Source organism: Acinetobacter sp. T_3_1, assembly GCF_025377055.1.
GTDB lineage: Bacteria > Pseudomonadota > Gammaproteobacteria > Pseudomonadales > Moraxellaceae > Acinetobacter > Acinetobacter kookii.
Genome location: NZ_JACHVD010000001.1, coordinates 164,306 through 182,872, shown reverse-complemented (window position 1 = coordinate 182,872; position 18,567 = coordinate 164,306). Strand labels below are relative to the sequence as shown.

The following is an 18,567-nucleotide window of genomic DNA, read 5'->3' as shown; positions in this document are numbered from 1 at the left end:
GTAGCGAGTGTAAGCACTTGTAACTATCGCATGAAACTATCTTAGCGCTTCCAATTTTTATCATTAAAAAATCAGGCATAAAAATCTTTCAACGACATTTTCAATTCACAGTAGACAATTATCTGAACAAGATGAATGACATTAAGTACCAGGCTTATAAATTGTTTATTTTCTTAGATTTTTATCAATTGTATCTAAAAATACATTCCGCTACATAACACGTCATGAAATCCCTTAGAAATGTTACAGAAGGTAATTTCAATTTTATGTTTGAATCAGCGCCTGACTGAACCTGCACAAAAATTCATCTCGGAAAGATGGTATTCATAAAGACATAAGGATGCGCCCATGAGTCAACTGAACCCCACCCTCATCACATTTATTTTTTATATTATTGCCATGGTCGGTATAGGACTGTATGCCTATAAAGCCACCTCCGACTTTTCAGATTACATTCTGGGCGGACGCAGTCTGGGCAGCGTGGTCACCGCCCTTTCCGCAGGCGCTTCCGATATGAGTGGATGGCTGCTCATGGGCTTACCCGGTGCAATCTATCTTTCAGGCTTGTCAGAAGCCTGGATTGCAATTGGCCTGATTATTGGCGCATGGCTGAACTGGCTGCTGGTCGCCGGCCGCTTACGGGTGCATACCGAAGTGCAGAACAATGCCTTAACCCTGCCGGACTATTTCACCAGTCGTTTTGGGGATCGCAAGCGTGTATTACGGATGATCTCGGCTCTGGTGATTCTGGTGTTTTTCTCCATTTACTGCGCGTCAGGCATGGTAGCAGGTGCACGATTATTCGAAAGTATTTTTGGCATGTCTTACACGACGGCACTCTGGATCAGTGCAATCGCCACCATCAGCTATGTATGCATTGGCGGTTTTTTAGCGATTAGCTGGACCGATACCTTTCAGGCAGGACTGATGATTTTCGCGCTGTTGCTGACGCCGATCATGGCCTATATGGCCATCGGTGATCATAGCCAGCAGTTTGCCACAATGATTGAAACGGCTCGCCCGCATGCCACCAATATGCTTTCAGGATTAAGTACGGTCGCCATTTTATCATCACTGGCGTGGGGCTTAGGCTATTTTGGACAGCCGCATATTCTGGTGCGTTTTATGGCAGCAGATTCAGTCAAGACCATTCCGGCAGCACGTCGTATTGGCATGAGCTGGATGATTCTATGTCTAGGGGGTGCAGTCGGAGCCGGTTTTATTGGCATTGCCTACTTCCAGCATCATGCAGAACTTGCAGGCGTGGTTTCCCAGAATCCTGAAACCATCTTTATGGAACTGACCAAAATTCTGTTTAACCCCTGGATTGCAGGCGTAATTTTGGCCGCCATTTTAGCTGCGGTGATGAGTACCCTGAGCTGTCAGCTTCTGGTCTGCTCCAGCACCCTGACGGAAGATTTGTATAAGGCATTCTTACGCAAAAATGCTTCGCAAAAGGAACTGGTTTGGGTTGGACGCCTGATGGTACTGGCGATTGCCATACTTGCCATTATTCTGGCAAGCAATCCAAACAGTAAGGTTCTAGGTCTGGTTGCCTATGCCTGGGCCGGTTTCGGTGCTGCATTTGGTCCGCTGATTATCCTGTCTTTGTTCTGGAAACGCATGACCTTAAACGGCGCGATTATGGGGATTATTGTCGGTGCAATTACCGTGATTGTGTGGAAAAACACCATGGCCAGCACCGGTTTGTATGAAATTATTCCCGGTTTTATTCTGTCATTTACAAGCATTGTCGTGGTCAGCTTATTAGAAAAAGCACCTTCGCAAGAAGTGATTCAGCGTTTTGAACAGGCAGACGAATTGTACAAGAAAGAAATGGCAGAATTGCAAAATGAGCTGCCTACCCAGTCCGAGAATGCTAGATAAGTATTGCAGGATAATTTCTTTCACCGGATAAACATCAAGGGGCATTAAGCCCCTTTGTTTTATTTTTTATCCTTTGGTTTTCAGATAAATTTTGGAACTTTCCTTAATCACTTCCATCACCGGATAGCTTCGTGTTTCCTTAATTCCGGGAAGCTGCCACAGTACCTGCCCTGAAATTTTCCGAAATTCTTCCATATTGGCACAGCGGATTTTCACCACAAAGTCGAATCCGCCACTGATCATGTGACATTCCACAATTTCAGGATATTGCATGATCGCATCAGAAAATTCTTCCAAAACATTGGGGGTGGTTTTGTCCAGTAAAATCTCGACAAAAACCACAAAACTGGCATTCAGCATGTCAGGATTCAGCTTGGCTTCATAGCCCAGAATAAACCCATCTTTGGCCAGTTTCTGTACCCTGGCCAAGGCCGCAGTCGGGGACAAATTCACCGCTTCGGCCAGTTTGATATTCGAAATCCGACCATCATTTTGCAGAATATCTAAAATTTTGATATCTGTTCGATCCAGGGTAAAAATCGGGCTGCGCATCAGCATTATTCTCTAAAATAAACCAAAATTATAGTGAGTTATTCGGCATTCTTTCTGTAATCATAAATTATATAAAGCATTTTACTCAACAAAAATTTGGCAGTCACAGGATGTTGGCATGAATATGATGGACACTGAAACCCGCTTTGACCAGGCAAAACCTCACTTTGGATATATTACCGAATTCAAAGAAAAAAATGATTATGAAGTTGAGGTAAATACTGCCTGGCGCCGTGCTGAACCTGACTGTATTGAACATTTACTCGAACATACCCAGATTTCTGAACAGCTGAACCAGCGCATTTATGATCTGGCATTCGACCTTGCCCACACTCTGCGCGAACGCAAAAGCTCGAATGGTAAAGCCGGGATCGTACAGGGATTATTGCAGGAGTTTTCACTTTCCTCTCAGGAAGGCATTGCCCTGATGTGTCTGGCGGAAGCCTTGCTGCGAATTCCGGACAGTGCCACTCGTGACTTGCTGATTCGTGACAAAATCAATCAGGGTAACTGGAAAGAGCATGTGGGGCAAAGCAGCCTGATGTTTGTCAATGCGGCTGCCTGGGGCCTCATGCTGACCGGCAAACTGATGGAAACGCCTAAACAAAAAAGTTTATCTGGCATCCTGACCGGTCTTTTGGCACGTAGTGGCCGCGGGATTATCCGCAAGGCTGTGGATGTCGCCATGCGTATGATGGGCGAGCAGTTTGTTACCGGTGAAACCATTCAGGAAGCGCTAGAACATGCAGAACCTTTAGAAGATAAAGGTTTCCGCTATTCCTATGACATGCTCGGTGAAGCCGCGCTGACCGAACATGATGCTGAACGTTATTTTCAGGATTATAGCAATGCCATCCATGCCATTGGTCAGGCTTCCAAAGACAAAGATGTTTATGATGGCCCGGGCATTTCCATCAAGCTTTCCGCCTTGCATCCACGTTATCAGCGCGCGCAGATAGACCGTGTGCATGATGAGCTGTATCCAAAAGTGCTGCAATTGGCAGAACTGGCAAAACGCTACAATATTGGCCTGAATATTGATGCCGAAGAATCCGAACGTCTGGAAATTTCTTTAGAATTACTGGAGCGACTGTGTTTTGAGCCTGGCCTTGCCGAATGGAAAGGCATTGGCTTTGTAATTCAGGCCTATCAGAAACGCTGCTTCTACGTGGTGGACTATGTAGTGGACTTAGCCAAACGCAGTCAAAAACGCCTGATGATCCGCCTGGTCAAAGGTGCTTACTGGGACAGTGAAATCAAGAAAGCCCAAATTGAGGGCATGACGGACTATCCGGTATTTACCCGTAAAGTGCATACCGATCTTTCCTATATTGCCTGTGCGAAAAAACTGTTGGCTGCGCCAGAGCAGATTTACCCGCAGTTCGCGACGCATAATGCCCAGACCCTGGCAACCATTTACCATCTGGCCAATCCGGACCAATATTACAACGGTCAATATGAATTCCAGTGCCTGCATGGTATGGGTGAACCGCTGTATGAACAGGTGGTGGGCAATAAAACGGATAACAAACTGGGTGTACCGTGCCGTATCTATGCCCCTGTAGGCAATCATGAAACCTTACTGGCTTATCTGGTGCGACGCTTACTGGAAAATGGCGCCAATACCTCTTTCGTGAATCGCATTGCCGACAAAAGCCTAAAAATTGAAGATCTGATTGAAAATCCGCATGCAGAAATTTTGAAAAATGCAGTCAAAGAATCACAGGTGGGTCAGAAGCACCCTGCTATTCCCTTGGCCCCTGATTTATACGGTGATAACCGTCCAAACTCTGCGGGTCTGGATTTAGCCAATGATCATGACCTGACCGACCTTAACCAGACTGCACACAACCTGAGTCAGCATCAATGGCAGGCAAAAGCCTTGGGGAAAAACCTTGGTCTTGAAAATGACTCAACTGATACAAGCCCACAGTCACTTCTTATTGTGAATCCTGCCGATCATCTAGATATCGTGGGTCATGTACAGGAAGCAAGCGCTGATCAGGTCAATCAGGCCCTGGTTCAGGCCGTGAATGCACAAGCTGAATGGAGCAATACACCGAAAGACACGCGTGCTGCTTGCTTACAGCGTGCAGCGGATATCATGCAATCGCGTTTGCAGGAATTGATGATTTTACTCTGCCGTGAAAGTGGTAAAACCTATGCCAATGCCATTGCAGAGGTTCGCGAAGCAATCGACTTCCTGCGTTATTACGCCGCTCAAATGATCGATCTGGATGATGACGCCGTGATTCAGCCCCTGGGCACGGTGTTATGCATCAGTCCGTGGAATTTCCCTTTGGCGATTTTCACAGGGCAAATCTCGGCGGCACTGGTGGCCGGAAATACCGTGATTGCCAAGCCTGCCGAGCAAACCCCTCTGATTGCCGCACAAGCGGTTCAAATTTTGTGGCAAGCCGGCATTCCTCAAGATGTGCTGCAACTTCTTCCGGGTCAGGGTGAAACCGTCGGTGCACAATTGAGTTCAGATGCGCGTATTCAAGGCATCATGTTTACCGGTTCCACTGAGGTTGCCAAAATTTTGCAAAAGACCCTGGCTCAACGACTCGGTACGTCGGGTCAGCCTATTCCTTTAATTGCGGAAACAGGCGGTCAAAATGCCATGATTGTGGACTCGTCCGCATTGACCGAACAGGTGATTCTGGATGTGGTCAGCTCGGCTTATGACAGTGCCGGTCAGCGCTGTTCAGCCCTGCGTGTGCTCTGCGTGCAGGAAGACAATGCCGATAGTGTCATTCAGATGCTGAAAGGCGCGATGCAGCAACTGCGCGTTGGCAATCCGTTGCTATTAAAAACCGATATCGGACCGGTGATCAATCTTGAGGCACAAAGCAATATTCAGAAACATATTGATCAGATGCGCTCTAAAGGTCATCCCGTACATCAGCTGATGTTGAATCCTGGACAGGATCAAAGCCTGACACAAGGGACTTTCATTCCGCCTACCCTGATTGAATTGCCGAATCTGGACGATTTGCAGCGTGAAGTATTTGGCCCGGTTTTACATGTCATCCGCTACAGATACGGTCAACTTGAACAGCTGCTTGAACAGGTCAATGCCAAAGGCTATGGCCTGACCATGGGACTGCATACCCGTATTGATGAAACCATTCAGACCGTGATTGCACATGCAGAAGTCGGCAATTTATACATCAACCGCAATATTGTCGGTGCGGTGGTCGGTGTTCAGCCTTTTGGCGGTGAAGGCTTGTCCGGTACGGGTCCTAAAGCCGGCGGCCCAATTTACCTGTATCGTTTGATGCAGCACTGCTCTGCGAAAAAACTGGCACAACCATTTGCGACTCAGACACAGGTTACACAGCCAGCACATCAGCCTTTATATGACGTGTTTTACACCTGGGCAGAAAAAACCTTCCCGCAATATCAATTGCAACCGTGCCCTGCATTCTGTGCTGGCCATCATTATGAATTGCAAGGCCCGACCGGTGAAAGCAATCAATATGTGGTGTTGCCAAGAAAACGCGTGCTGTCTCTGGCAGAGCAGGAACAGGATCAGATTCAGCAACTGGCGGCAATTTTTGCGGTTGGCAGTCAACCAGTGGTGCTGGCCGATAATACTTTTATGCTGAAGTATCTGGCTCAAATGCCCAAAGAAATTGCACAGCGTTTTGCCGTAATCCGGAACATCGAAAGCGGCGATTTTGATGCGGTACTGCATCACGGCACCCAGGCCCAACTGCAACATTTGCAAACTCAAATTGCTGGCCGTTCCGGGGCAATTATCGGCGTCACGCATTTAAAACCGCTGGATCACGATATTCCTTTAGAACGATTGGTGATTGAGCGCGCGATCAGCATCAATACCGCAGCTGCAGGAGGCAATGCCAGCCTGATGACCTTAAATTAAAAGCTCTACTTCAACTTAAATTTAAATAGCTTTAGCGCTGGACAACAGATCCAGCTGTCGTTTCCTCTTTGCCAAGTCAACTTCTCCCTGGTCTGGTTGACTTGGTTTCTTTTTGATTCCGAAACCGTTCCAACACTGCTCATTTTTGTCTTTTAATCAACCTCCGCCTTGTTCATACGCAAGATCAAAAAACATATTTGAATTTAAGTTCAAACTGTATATTTCTGCTGCTTATTGGGGAATAAGTTTAGTCATCTGATGCAAACTTTGTTACCATCCCTGTTTTCAATGTGTTTGTGATTTTTACTGCATATGACTTCAGCTTATCAGTTACAACTTGATGCCAAGATTGCACGTATTTCTGCTCAATTTGCCGAGTTTAATCCTCCTTCTTTAGAAGTATTTCCGTCGCCTGAACAAAACTTCCGTATGCGCGCAGAATTCCGTATTTGGCATACTGATGACGATATGTTTTATGCGATGTTTGAACGCAGTGAAGACAACCAAAAAAAGGTCATTCGCATTGACGAATTTCCGATTGCAGATAAAAGCATTAATCAGCTGATGCCAATTTTGCTGCAAGAACTGAAAAGCAATGCGGTATTGTCTAAACGCTTGTTTGAAGTTCACTTTTTGGCGACATTAAAAGGCGAAATGCTGGTTTCATTGGTTTATCGCTGTCCGCTGGATGCTGAATGGGAAAACTTGGCAAAACAGCTGGCTGAAAAACTGAAGATCAAAATTATTGGTCGTAGCCGCGGTCAAAAAGTGGTTTTAAGTGATGAGTTTGTCGTAGAAGAACTTCAGGTCTTTGAGCGTACTTATCAATACAAGCAGATCGAAAGCAGCTTTACCCAGCCGAATGCACAAGTCTGCCAAAAAATGCTGGAATGGGCATGTAATGCTGCTGAACAGTCAGATAAAGACTTACTGGAATTGTACTGCGGTAACGGTAATTTCACCCTGCCACTATCCACCAGGTTCAATCGCGTACTGGCAACCGAACTGGCCAAATCATCGGTCTATGCGGCACAGTGGAATATTGAACACAACCAGATTGACAATATTCAGGTAGCCCGTTTATCGGCTGAAGAATTTACCGAGGCCTATAATGGTGAACGTGAATTCCGCCGCTTGCAGGAAGCGGAAATCGACATCACCAGCTATGACTTCGATACGGTATTTGTTGATCCGCCACGTGCAGGCATTGACGATGAAACATTAAAACTGCTGCAGCGTTTTGAACGGATCATTTATATCTCATGTAATCCGGATACTTTAGAGGACAATTTAAAGACCTTATCGCATACGCATAAAGTGACCAAATTTGCGATGTTTGACCAGTTCCCCTACACCCATCACGTCGAGTCAGGTGTGTTGATGGAAAAGATTTAAACAATTTATTTCATTTTTAGTTTTATATACAAATGAAGCTCAACTGAGCTTCATTTTTTATGATATTGAAAATTAAATGTTTACAAACCTTCATCTGGCAGTAACTGTCATAATCCCGTTAAATTATTGTGTCAGAATCGGAAAAATTTGTGTCTAATTGCTGCTTTTATCACTGTTATAGGCTTGTATTCCTCAAAAAACTGGATATATTTCGATCTATGTTAGGTTGCATATGAAGGCTCTATGAGTTTTTGGCAAAAGCTGTTTTCTGCTAATCAACAGCACAACGAACACAAGAATCAGATTTCCTGTGTCGAAAATGATTGCTCTTGTAAATCGAATGAACAATTGATCGAAGCTTTAACGAAAGCAACAGATGAAAAAGTCATCATTGGAATTAAGAAAGTCTTAATTTCAAGAGGTTATAGCCGTAAAGAGTTAAATGAATTACAGCATCTACCACTTCAACAATAGAGTCTAAACCCTCTAAATAAAGGCATTTAGTTCACTGAATGCCTTTTTATTTGCCCTTTTTTAATGGCTGGCGAATTTCATTATTCAGTAGAACAGTTCTGTTGATCGATATAGGCCACCATCGGCCCTAAATGAAACAATGAGTCTGAACGCTTTAACTGCGGAATATAGGCACTTGAGATTGAACCATCCAGATACAAGGCATTTTGCACCTTAAGCTGTTGTTGAAAAAATTGTGCAAATTGATAAAAACTGACTGCATTGCGACTGATCACAAAATATAAGCTTTGATCTTTAATCCCGACAGCGTTACGGATTTTTAACGAGTCTGAATCTTTTAGAAAATTGGGATTTATCTGCCCGTCAATCACCAGCATCGGTCCCGATTGCGTCGCATATTCGGCATTAAAATTGAGCTTTTGATAATCTTCGGTCTTGGTAATCAGGCTTTGTCTTGAATTCCACGCTAGAACACCGTTGGGCTGAATATGAAAATTGCCATAACCTTGTTTTACCGTGTTGAGTTTTTGCTGTTGTTGAGATGCTTCTATATATAAACCTACAGCAGAATAATCTGCATGATACATCCCGGCATTCATGGCAAATAACAGCTTCTCACATGGCTTTAATTGCTTCTGTACGGCGCTGAATTTACCCAAAGGCTGATGGGTTTTGGCATCGTTTAAAAATAAACGCAGGTTTTTTGGCTGATCAATTTTGACGATATCGACATCGAGCACATCATTCTGAAAATGCTGACTTTCAACCTGTGCATGACTGATCGAGTTAAAACCGAACACAGCAATAGCTACAGATTGAAAAAATATGCTGCCCTTCATGCCTTCTCCTCATTCCTTCACTATTTGCATCATTTTATATGCGTTATCGCTTTAATATAAAAGACAATCGGCTGAGTCAAACAGTCGATTCTTTTATAAAGAAGCAGTAAACTACATCAATAAAATACATTTGTAACTTTATTGGCTATACGTCTACATGCAACAGCAGAAAACACGATTTCCTTTAGGGGCACATCTTATTGTTAAACATTTTGGATATTCCCATCACGGCATTTACGCAGGCCGTGGCCGGGTCATTCATTATTCTGGTTTTGCACATTTATTTAAGAAGCGTCCCATTGAGATTACTTCACTGGAAAAGTTCAGCTTTGGTAAAGCCATCATCGTCCAGCAATATGACAATCCCAAATTCAAGGGTCGTAAAGTGGTACGGCGCATGCGTTCGCGCATGAAAGAAAACCAGTATCATCTGATTATTAACAATTGCGAACACTTATGTACCTGGGCCATTACCGGTGTAGAAAGCAGCCCTCAAGTCATCCACATGATGAACCGTTTAACCACGATTGGTTATGTCAGCTCACTCATGAGTTTTATGAACAGCATGTTGCTGACCCTCACCACCACCTGTTTTGCATTGGTGCTGTACATCAAGAAAAAGTTACGTGATAAGGCAAAAAAACGGATTCCGCATTATCTCTGGTTAAAAGAACAGAATCCCAAGCAGTGATTGCACCGGCTTGTTTCTCATTGCAGGATAAAATTTAAATTACCCATAGACATCCAGATCTTTTAGCCAGTTTTAACTTCAAGGAAATGACTTCTCCATATACCCCATCTGCTCTATCTGCCCCATCTGCATAGCAACGAACCACCCATCAATAACAGTTGATTAGCAGGTTTAGATCACCCCCATTTCAACAAAGGGCGGAAACTTGTCATTGACCAGATTTAGCTGCGCTCCATATTCCAGATAAGCTTTGCAGCCATCCAGCACAGTGGTGAAACCGCCTGTTTGCTCAATCACAAAAGCAATTAAGTCTGAGCCTTCCAGAGAAATGTCATAATTGCGAATGCGCAGATAAGTTTCTTGTTCCGTGATTTTCTCAAAAATAAAATCTACCGTGCTCTTGGGCTCGCCCCAGATAATCTGGATCAGTTCATTATTAATCAGCTGCTCTACATAAACACTGGTTGTGACTTCATACTTTTCCCAATACCAGTCTACCGTTGAATTTTCAATCAAGTGTCCGGTAGATGAAGTAAACCAGAACTTGCTGGTAATTTCAGGCTCAACAAAGGCATTGAATACCTCTGCAACCGGTTTTCGAATTAACATTTGGGTTTCTATGACAACGCTCATTTTTATTCCCCTCAGCTTGTTGTTTTAGTGATAGCCATCGTTACTTACTTATTGAATATTATTTCGCGGAGAATAAACAGTGCTGGTTAATAAGATCACACAATAAAGCAACTACAGACAAAAACAGGGGTTTGGCTCAAATTAAAAAGCCCAACCGAAGTTGGGCTTTTGGAACATTGATTTCGATTACATTTCAACTGCATCACAAATGAAGCACAGCTTCATCTCTTGCGCTCGGGCAAAACAGTGTTTTGCTTATCCTTGCTTAGGCTTAAAGCTGTCTTTTAAGTCCAGAATACGGTTAAACACTGGTTTCGCTGCTGTGTGATCATATTGATCTGCCACGAAATAACCTTCGCGTTCAAACTGGAAACGATCTTCAGGCTTCGCTTCAGCCAGTGCAGGTTCAATCACCGCTTGAACTGTTTGTAATGAGTCAGGATTCAAGTTGGCAAGGAAGTCATCACCCACTTCTGGATCAGATTCAGTAAACAGACGGTCATAAACTCGAACTTCAGCAGGAACACCCTTAGTTGCAGAAACCCAATGTACTACGCCTTTTACTTTACGGCCTTCAGGGTTCTTGCCTAAAGTTTCAGGGTCAATTGAACATTTCAGTTCAACCACTTCGCCGTTGGCATCTTTAATCACTTCATCACATTTAATCACGTAGGCATGACGTAAACGCACTTCACCTTGTGGAATTAAACGTTTAAAGCCTTTAGGTGGTACTTCTTCAAAGTCTTTACGGTCAATGTAGATTTCAGACGTTAATGGAATAATACGGTCGCCCATGTCAACATTTGGATGACGTGCATGAGTCAAGTCCATATCTGCAGGCAAGTTGGTTAAAGTCACTTTCAGTGGATTTAACACCGCCATACCACGTGCAGCAGTATTTTCCAAAGACTGACGGATGCAGTATTCCAGCATTGCCACATCAACAATACCATCAGACTTAGACACACCCACACGTTTACAGAAATCACGCAGGCCTTCAGGCGTGAAACCACGACGGCGCATACCCACTACTGTTGGCATACGTGGGTCATCCCAGCCTTGTACAAAGCCACCTTCTACCAGTTTTCGTAATTTACGTTTAGAGGTAATGGTGTAGTCCACATTTAAACGGCTTGATTCGTACTGATGCGGAACTGCAGGAGATTTCACTTTCTCCACAATCCAGTCATAGAATGGGCGGTGATCCTGGAATTCCAGGGTACATAAAGAGTGAGTCACACCTTCAATGGCATCGGATAATGGATGCGCATAGTCATACATCGGGTACATTTTCCATTTATCACCCGTCTGATGATGTTCAGAGTGCAATACCCGGTACATGATTGGATCACGCATATGTACGTTTGGAGATGCCATATCAATTTTGGCACGCAGTACTGCCTGACCTTCGCCCAGCTCGCCATTACGCATTTGTTCAAAACGCGCCAGGTTTTCTTCTACAGTCGCGTCACGGAATGGAGAATTTTTGCCCGGTTCTACAAATGAACCGCGGTTTAACTTGATTTCTTCCGGTGTTTGCAAATCTACATAGGCATCGCCCTGTTCAATCAGTTGCACTGCCCATGTGTACAGTTGATCGAAATAGCTTGATGCATAGCGAGGTTCACCATTCCAGTTAAAACCGAGCCATTTTACGTCGTTGGCAATACCATCCACATATTCTTGTTCTTCTGCGTCCGGGTTGGTATCGTCAAAACGCAAGTTACATAAACCGTCAAATTCTTGCGCAATACCGAAGTTCAAACAAATCGCTTTCACATGACCAATATGCAGATAACCATTCGGTTCCGGCGGGAAACGCGTGATCACTTGCTGGGTACGGCCTGCTGCCAAATCATCAGTAATGACCTGGCGTACAAAATCTAAGCCAGGCTGTTGTTCTTGCTGCGCAGCATCGACAGGTTGAGTACTTGTTGTCGGGTTATTTGGCAGGGATGAAACAACATCATTCGGCTTCATAGTTGATAAATCACTTCTATAAGATAAAATAGGATAATTAAAACGCTTTTCTCCATTTTTAACAAAGAAAATAACGTTTTTGCTTGCCTTGTAGTTTACAGTTTGCTTATGCTTCTCTCAACCAAAAACCCATGGCTTTTTTGTCCATGATCAGGAGATTATAGAATGAGTTTTCCTCAAGTCGAATTAAACACCAATAAAGGACGTATTGTTCTTGAACTTAACTCAGAAAAAGCACCTAAAACTGTTGCTAACTTTTTGGAATATGTTCGTGATGGTTTTTATGATGGCGTAATTTTCCACCGTGTTATTGACGGTTTCATGATCCAGGGCGGTGGCATGGATGAAAATTTCAAAGAAAAAGCAACGCGTGATTCAATTGAAAACGAAGCAGACAACGGTCTAAGCAATGACGAAGGTACAATCGCTATGGCGCGTACCCAAGCTCCTCACTCTGCTTCTGCGCAGTTCTTCATTAACGTGAAAAACAACGCTTTCCTTAACCACACGGGTAAAACAGCTCAAGGTTGGGGTTATGCCGTATTTGGTAAAGTGGTTGAAGGTATGGATGTCGTGAATGAAATCAAAAGCGTTCGCACAGGTAACCGTGGTTACCACGCTGACGTTCCTCTAGAGAACGTTGTGATTGAATCTGCAAAAATCATTGCTGAATAAAATCTCCCTAAATCCCTCTTTATAAAAGAGGGACTTTTTACCCTAAAAAGTTGGAATAAAACCTAATTTTTGAAATGGGTACTCCTCCCTTTTGTAAAGGGACTTGCGGAACGTTGTTCCTCAGGAGGGATTCTATAAAAAGGAAAATAAGTGACCTATCTGTTTATCTCTGATTTACATTTGTCACCTGAACACCCTCGACTCGTTCGGGGGTTTTTGGATTTATTGGACAGTTATAAAGATAAAAATACCCAGCTCTATATTTTGGGTGACTGGTTTAATGCCTGGATTGGCGATGACTACACTGCGCCCTGGCTGGATGACATTGTCCATGCCCTGCAAAAGTTTCATCAGGCCGGCAATCAGGTATATTTTCAGGCTGGCAACCGTGATTTTGCTTTAGGCAAAAAATTCTTAAAACAATTCCATGGCAGATTGCTGTCTGAGCCCGCCATTTTAAAAATATCCGACACCACATACCGTTTAGAACATGGCGACCTGCTCTGCACCGATGATGTGTCTTACCAAAAATTCCGCAAGATCATTCGCAATCCATTGCTGTTAGGTTTTTTAAAACGTATGCCTTTAAGTTTTCGGCAAAAACTGGCCAATGGTTTCCGTAAAAAAAGTGCTGAAACCAAGCAAGTCAAATCTTATGACATTATGGATGTAAATCAGTTCGCGGTGAACGTTGCCTTAGAGCATGTTGACGTATTAATTCATGGTCATACACATCGTCCTGCAATACATGATATTCATGGTAAAAAACGGATTGTGCTGGGAGACTGGCATGAACATTCAACACAGATTTTAGAGATCAATCCTGAACAAAAAAATGTAAAATTAGAATTAAAGACTTGGGCTTATTAGATATAAATTTCCATTATCAGCTTTTATCCCTCGACTATGTCATTCACAATCTGTCGGGAACTACGCTGTGATGTTTCTGCGATGAAAAAATTTAGCTGACCAAAAGTAAAACCGGTTTTGTGAATGACAAATGCCTTGGGTCTCAAAAGGCAATACTTTTCAAGGCAAAACCAAAAAAGCACCCAGAGAACTCCTGACCTTACAATTACCGCTGATAGGAGTCCCTCAGGTACAATTTAGAAGCCGATATAAAATATTAAAAATTAATAGCCACCTTCAGATTTAACCACTTCAGTACCATCTTTGTATTTGGCTAAAAGTTCACGCAGAGAGTTCATCAAGACACTGGTATCTACACCCACCGCAACAAACTCGGTACCCAAATCAATATATTTTTGCGTCACTTCATGCGCAGTCGATAGAATTCCCGCTGCTTTACCTGATGCCCGAATGCATTGAATGGCATCTATTACGGCTTTTTGTACTTCCGGATGATTCGGATTACCCTGATATCCCATGGTCGCAGACAAATCTACAGCGCCAATAAACACGCCATCAATGCCATCCACTTTTAAAATATCATCCAGATTTTCTAAGCCTGTTACCGATTCAATCTGAATCAGCAGGCAAATATTTTCATGTGCTTTGGCATAATAGTCAGGAATGCTGTTCCAGCGCGTCGCACGTGCCAGTGCCGCTCCCACGCCACGAATTCCTTCTGGCGGATAACGTACCGCTTTGACCATCAGTTCAGCCTGCTCAACCGTTTCCACCATAGGAATGAGTAAGGTCTGCGCACCGATATCCAAAAGCTGCTTAATCAGCTGTACGCTGCCAATGGGTGGACGCACCACGGCTTGTGAAGAATAAGCCGCAATACTTTGCAATTGAGAGAGTGTGGTTCTTAAATCGCTCGGTGCATGTTCACCGTCAATCAGCAACCAGTCATAGCCCGCATTGGCCGCAATTTCAGTTCCATAAGCATCTGCCAAACCCACCCATAAGCCAATCTGCTGTTGGGTTTTTAATCTTCTTTTAAAATGGTTTGTATCATCTATCATTGTCTGACTCGGTCTACAGGCGATGTAATTATTCGATTAAACGTGATTTAACAAAAAGTACCAATATAGATTTCGTATTTTATCATTGTATATAGCTATTAATAATTCATTTTATTAAGTTTTTATTCTATGTCACCATCAATACCGGCATTCTTTATCTTAGGATACTTTATCTCAGGATATAAATTATCTAAAAATTCTTCCAAGCCATTTCAGCCAGGAATCAGGTAAAATCATTAAAAATTTAATAGTGGAAATGTCACTCATGGATTTATTAAACATTTCAAAAACACGTTACACCACCAAAGCATATGATGCTTCCAAAAAAATTCCACAGGAACAATTTGAACGTTTACTGGAAATTCTGCGTCTCACGCCATCCTCCATCAATATTCAACCCTGGCATTTTTTTATTGCCGATCATCAAGCTGCCAAAGAGCGCATTGCCAAGGCTTTAGTGGGTAAATATGCTTATAATGCACCTAAAGTCTTAGATTCTTCTCACACCATTCTGTTCTGTACCAAAGCAGATATCAGTGAACAGCATTTAGATACCCTGCTTACTCAGGATGATGTCAGTGGCCGTTTTAAAGATGAAAAAGCCAAACAGGGACAAAAAGACAGCCGCAGCGGATATGTGGATTATTACCGTAATGAAAAAGGTGATATTCAGCGCTGGGCAGAGAATCAGACCTTTATTGCGCTAGGTCAACTACTGCTGGCCGCAGGTATTGAAGGGGTTGATGCCACGCCTATTGGCGGATTTGATGAACAGATCATCCGCCAGGAATTGGAATTAGATGAAAAAGGTTTAATTCCGTCGGTGATTATGACCCTGGGTTACCGTAGCGAAAATGATTTCAACGCTCAATTACCCAAGTCACGTCTGAGCCGTGAAGAAATTTTCACCAAGCTGTGATTAAAAAAAATTACAATAAAAGGGGCTTATAAGCCCCTTCCATGTCATTTCGGGACTTATTTTTGCAACAGGACTCAGGTATATTGGCAAAAAAATAAACGGTAGTCCCTACTATGCTTCCAGCTATCAAAATGCCGATAAAATTTGAATGTCCCTCTTGCCAAACGGTTTACATGCAGAAATACAGCCCAAATGCCATTTTGACCTCTTATCCTAAATGCCCGCATTGTCAGCAACCCGGTCAACTTCAGGGCACAATTGAAATGCAAGATCTATTCAAACATCCTGTTGTTCTGGCCAACTACTATTGGAAAGATACCTTACAGCGCTTTCAACACTCGTGATTGATTCGATGTCCTTATTTTATAAATATTAAAACCCTGAAAATACAGCGCATTGAAATGTGCTGTATATTTTGATTTTCATTTTTTTGCTGACGATTTTATGGTCTGCTTTTTGCTTTAAACCTATTTATAACGATTAAAATTTTTAAGAGGTTCCGCATGTCTTTATTTATCTCCATGCCAATGAAATTTGAGTGTCCTCATTGCCAGCAATATTATCTTCAGCTTTATCAGCAAGAAAATCATCACTATCCTGCCTGCCCTGTCTGTCATCAAAATGGCTTATTATTGGGTCTGGCAGAAAAGCAAGATTTTCTGCAGCATCCTTTCATTTTTGTATCGAGTTATATCAGACAGACATGGCATAAGCTAAGCAAATAACACTTACCAAACCTAAAGCCAGACCGAATGCTGTTGCAAGTTTCAATTTTTCTTTAAATAGCATTAAGCCACTGAAAGCACCCAAGATCACTACCAGAATATTCATGCCTGCAAACACAATTGCAGGCGTGTCTTTTAATAACATGTGTGCCTTGACATACAGGGCTATATTGGCAAAATTTAAGATTCCCAGCCCCAATCCAGCCAGAATATTTTGACTACTGCCTGCTGTTTTCGTGGTCATGGCAATATAAGCCAATGACAGAATAAAGGCACAGATAAACATCAAGTTTAGTGCCACGGCAAACTGCACCCCCAGACCCGTGGTGTACTTGAGCAGCACATCAATCAGTGCATAACCACACCAGACCAAGGTCAGATAGAGCAAGCCTTGCTTTGAAAATGGCTGCCCTTGCGCTGCCGTTTGATGTGAAAATAAAATACTGAGTACGGCCGAAACTCCCAATCCGATCCCGAGGATTTTCAAGCCATTAAACTGTTCCTGAAAAATAAAGAATGCTGCCAGCAGGGATAACACCACCGATAAACGCTGGGCAATTTCCGTTTTGATAATACCGGCATATTGCAGTGATTTCGCCAAGCACAGGAAAATACTCGGCAATAGCATACCCAGCACCACAATCAGCCACCACGGCGTATCAATGACTGATATATGCTGTAAATCGGGCTTAAACCATAAAAAACAGAGTACACTTGCGGACGCATAGTTCCAGACAATCATCTGCAAGACATCAAAACCTTTGGCCTTGCATAATTTCAACAAAATTGAGATGACCACACTACAGCATGCTGCAGCCAATATAAGTTCCATCTTTTGCCTTATTTCCCCTATTTATCATGCTTTAGCAATTAGATACAGAAAAGCCCACAATTGATGTGGGCTTTTGATTATAGATAATCTTTATGGATTATTTATAACGACTGACCATTTTCTCTAAAGAAATTGGACGAATCTTGTCTGCATGACCTGCAGTACCAAACGCTGTATAACGATCTACACAGATTTGTTTCATTGCAACAATAGTTTCTGCAAAGAATTTACGTGGATCGAATTCGCTTGGTTTTTCAGCCATCATACGGCGCATTGCACCAGTCGATGCCAAACGCAAGTCCGTATCGATATTGATTTTACGAACACCGTGTTTGATTGCTTCAACCAGTTGTTCAACAGGCACACCATAAGTTTCTTTGATGTCGCCGCCAAATTCATTGATTACAGCCAACCATTCTTGTGGCACAGAGCTTGAACCGTGCATGACAAGGTGGGTATTTGGTAATGCCGCATGAATTTCTTTAATACGGTCAATCGCCAGGATGTCGCCTGTAGGTGGACGCGTGAATTTGTAAGCACCGTGTGAAGTACCTACCGCAATCGCCAAGGCATCTACATCGGTATCGGCAACAAAAGAACGTGCTTCTTCTACAGAAGTCAGCAGTTGAGAATGGTCAAGTACGCCTTCTGCGCCTACGCCATCTTCTTCACCCGCCATACCGGTTTCAAGGCTACCCAGGCAGCCAATTTCACCTTCAACCGAAACGCCACAGGCATGTGCCATTTGAACAGTACGGCGAGTCACGTCTACGTTGTATTCGTATGAAGTTGGGGTTTTGCCATCTTCACCCAAAGAACCGTCCATCATGACAGATGAGAAGCCCAATTGGATAGAACGTTGACATACGTCAGGACTTGTACCGTGGTCTTGATGCATTACCACTGGAATGTGTGGCCATTCTTCAATCGCAGCTAAAATCAGGTGACGTAAGAATGGAGCACCTGCATATTTACGGGCACCCGCGGATGCCTGCACAATGACAGGTGAATTTGTTTCGTCTGCGGCCAACATAATTGCACGCATTTGTTCTAAATTGTTTACGTTGAACGCTGGTACGCCGTAGTTGTGTTCTGCAGCGTGATCCAAGAGCTGGCGCATTGAGATTAGAGCCATAATATCCTCC

General features: G+C 43.3%; 16 protein-coding genes. 9 read left to right on the top strand and 7 right to left on the bottom strand.

The features are described from left to right. The first annotated feature begins 348 nt into the window (after positions 1 to 348). Positions 349 to 1,887 (top strand): sodium/proline symporter PutP, encoded by a 1,539-nt coding sequence (gene putP / locus H4I94_RS00680; RefSeq protein ID WP_261180966.1) that lies wholly within the window; start codon positions 349 to 351, stop codon positions 1,885 to 1,887. A gap of 66 nt (positions 1,888 to 1,953) precedes the next feature. On the opposite strand, the gene H4I94_RS00675 is transcribed toward putP, so the two are convergent. After that, positions 1,954 to 2,439 (bottom strand): Lrp/AsnC ligand binding domain-containing protein, encoded by a 486-nt coding sequence (locus H4I94_RS00675; RefSeq protein WP_092819505.1) that lies wholly within the window; start codon positions 2,437 to 2,439, stop codon positions 1,954 to 1,956. A gap of 118 nt (positions 2,440 to 2,557) precedes the next feature. Here H4I94_RS00675 and putA point away from each other — a divergent pair, with 118 nt between their 5' ends. The 3 genes from putA (at position 2,558) to H4I94_RS00660 (ending at position 8,197) form a co-directional block, all read left to right on the top strand. Next, positions 2,558 to 6,328: a trifunctional transcriptional regulator/proline dehydrogenase/L-glutamate gamma-semialdehyde dehydrogenase gene (gene putA, locus H4I94_RS00670; protein ID WP_261180965.1), complete on the top strand. Its 3,771-nt coding sequence runs from the start codon at positions 2,558 to 2,560 to the stop codon at positions 6,326 to 6,328. A gap of 312 nt (positions 6,329 to 6,640) precedes the next feature. After that, the gene (gene trmA, locus H4I94_RS00665) at positions 6,641 to 7,723 is read left to right on the top strand and encodes a tRNA (uridine(54)-C5)-methyltransferase TrmA (protein WP_261180964.1); all 1,083 of its coding nucleotides are present in this window, start codon (positions 6,641 to 6,643) and stop codon (positions 7,721 to 7,723) included. Positions 7,724 to 7,966: 243 nt separating this feature from the next. Continuing rightward, the gene (locus H4I94_RS00660) at positions 7,967 to 8,197 is read left to right on the top strand and encodes a hypothetical protein (protein ID WP_092819423.1); all 231 of its coding nucleotides are present in this window, start codon (positions 7,967 to 7,969) and stop codon (positions 8,195 to 8,197) included. Positions 8,198 to 8,277: 80 nt separating this feature from the next. On the opposite strand, the gene H4I94_RS00655 is transcribed toward H4I94_RS00660, so the two are convergent. Continuing rightward, on the bottom strand, positions 8,278 to 9,036 hold the full coding sequence (locus H4I94_RS00655; protein WP_261180963.1) for a phosphodiester glycosidase family protein: 759 nt from the start codon (positions 9,034 to 9,036) through the stop codon (positions 8,278 to 8,280). Positions 9,037 to 9,193: 157 nt separating this feature from the next. On the opposite strand from H4I94_RS00655, the gene H4I94_RS00650 reads away from it, so the two are divergent. Next, positions 9,194 to 9,727 (top strand): lecithin retinol acyltransferase family protein, encoded by a 534-nt coding sequence (locus H4I94_RS00650; protein WP_261180962.1) that lies wholly within the window; start codon positions 9,194 to 9,196, stop codon positions 9,725 to 9,727. Positions 9,728 to 9,898: 171 nt separating this feature from the next. On the opposite strand, the gene H4I94_RS00645 is transcribed toward H4I94_RS00650, so the two are convergent. Next, positions 9,899 to 10,360 carry an SRPBCC domain-containing protein gene (locus tag H4I94_RS00645; RefSeq protein WP_261180961.1) on the bottom strand — a complete coding sequence of 154 codons (462 nt, stop codon included), beginning with the start codon at positions 10,358 to 10,360 and terminating at the stop codon, positions 9,899 to 9,901. Between the two features lie 255 nt (positions 10,361 to 10,615). Beyond that, positions 10,616 to 12,340 (bottom strand): glutamine--tRNA ligase/YqeY domain fusion protein, encoded by a 1,725-nt coding sequence (locus H4I94_RS00640; protein ID WP_261180960.1) that lies wholly within the window; start codon positions 12,338 to 12,340, stop codon positions 10,616 to 10,618. Positions 12,341 to 12,505: 165 nt separating this feature from the next. On the opposite strand from H4I94_RS00640, the gene H4I94_RS00635 reads away from it, so the two are divergent. Together H4I94_RS00635 and H4I94_RS00630 are read left to right on the top strand one after the other, a co-directional pair. Then, complete coding sequence (locus tag H4I94_RS00635; protein WP_261180959.1) at positions 12,506 to 13,015, top strand: peptidylprolyl isomerase; 510 nt, start codon at positions 12,506 to 12,508, stop codon at positions 13,013 to 13,015. Between the two features lie 150 nt (positions 13,016 to 13,165). Next, a complete protein-coding gene (locus H4I94_RS00630; protein WP_261180958.1) occupies positions 13,166 to 13,885 on the top strand; it encodes a UDP-2,3-diacylglucosamine diphosphatase in 720 nt (239 codons plus the stop codon). Positions 13,886 to 14,148: 263 nt separating this feature from the next. Here the strand turns inward: H4I94_RS00630 and hpaI are convergent, their stop codons facing one another. Beyond that, positions 14,149 to 14,946 (bottom strand): 4-hydroxy-2-oxoheptanedioate aldolase, encoded by a 798-nt coding sequence (gene hpaI / locus H4I94_RS00625; RefSeq protein ID WP_261180957.1) that lies wholly within the window; start codon positions 14,944 to 14,946, stop codon positions 14,149 to 14,151. A gap of 265 nt (positions 14,947 to 15,211) precedes the next feature. Here hpaI and nfsB point away from each other — a divergent pair, with 265 nt between their 5' ends. Next, complete coding sequence (nfsB, locus tag H4I94_RS00620; RefSeq protein WP_131274015.1) at positions 15,212 to 15,865, top strand: oxygen-insensitive NAD(P)H nitroreductase; 654 nt, start codon at positions 15,212 to 15,214, stop codon at positions 15,863 to 15,865. Positions 15,866 to 16,038: 173 nt separating this feature from the next. Further along, positions 16,039 to 16,209, top strand: a complete 171-nt coding sequence (locus H4I94_RS00615; protein WP_261180956.1) for a hypothetical protein — start codon at positions 16,039 to 16,041, stop codon at positions 16,207 to 16,209. Between the two features lie 349 nt (positions 16,210 to 16,558). On the opposite strand, the gene H4I94_RS00605 is transcribed toward H4I94_RS00615, so the two are convergent. Together H4I94_RS00605 and fba are read right to left on the bottom strand one after the other, a co-directional pair. Then, positions 16,559 to 17,422: a DMT family transporter gene (locus tag H4I94_RS00605; RefSeq protein ID WP_261180955.1), complete on the bottom strand. Its 864-nt coding sequence runs from the start codon at positions 17,420 to 17,422 to the stop codon at positions 16,559 to 16,561. Between the two features lie 97 nt (positions 17,423 to 17,519). Continuing rightward, positions 17,520 to 18,557 (bottom strand): class II fructose-bisphosphate aldolase, encoded by a 1,038-nt coding sequence (gene fba / locus H4I94_RS00600; protein WP_092819412.1) that lies wholly within the window; start codon positions 18,555 to 18,557, stop codon positions 17,520 to 17,522. Between the last annotated feature and the right edge of the window lie 10 nt (positions 18,558 to 18,567).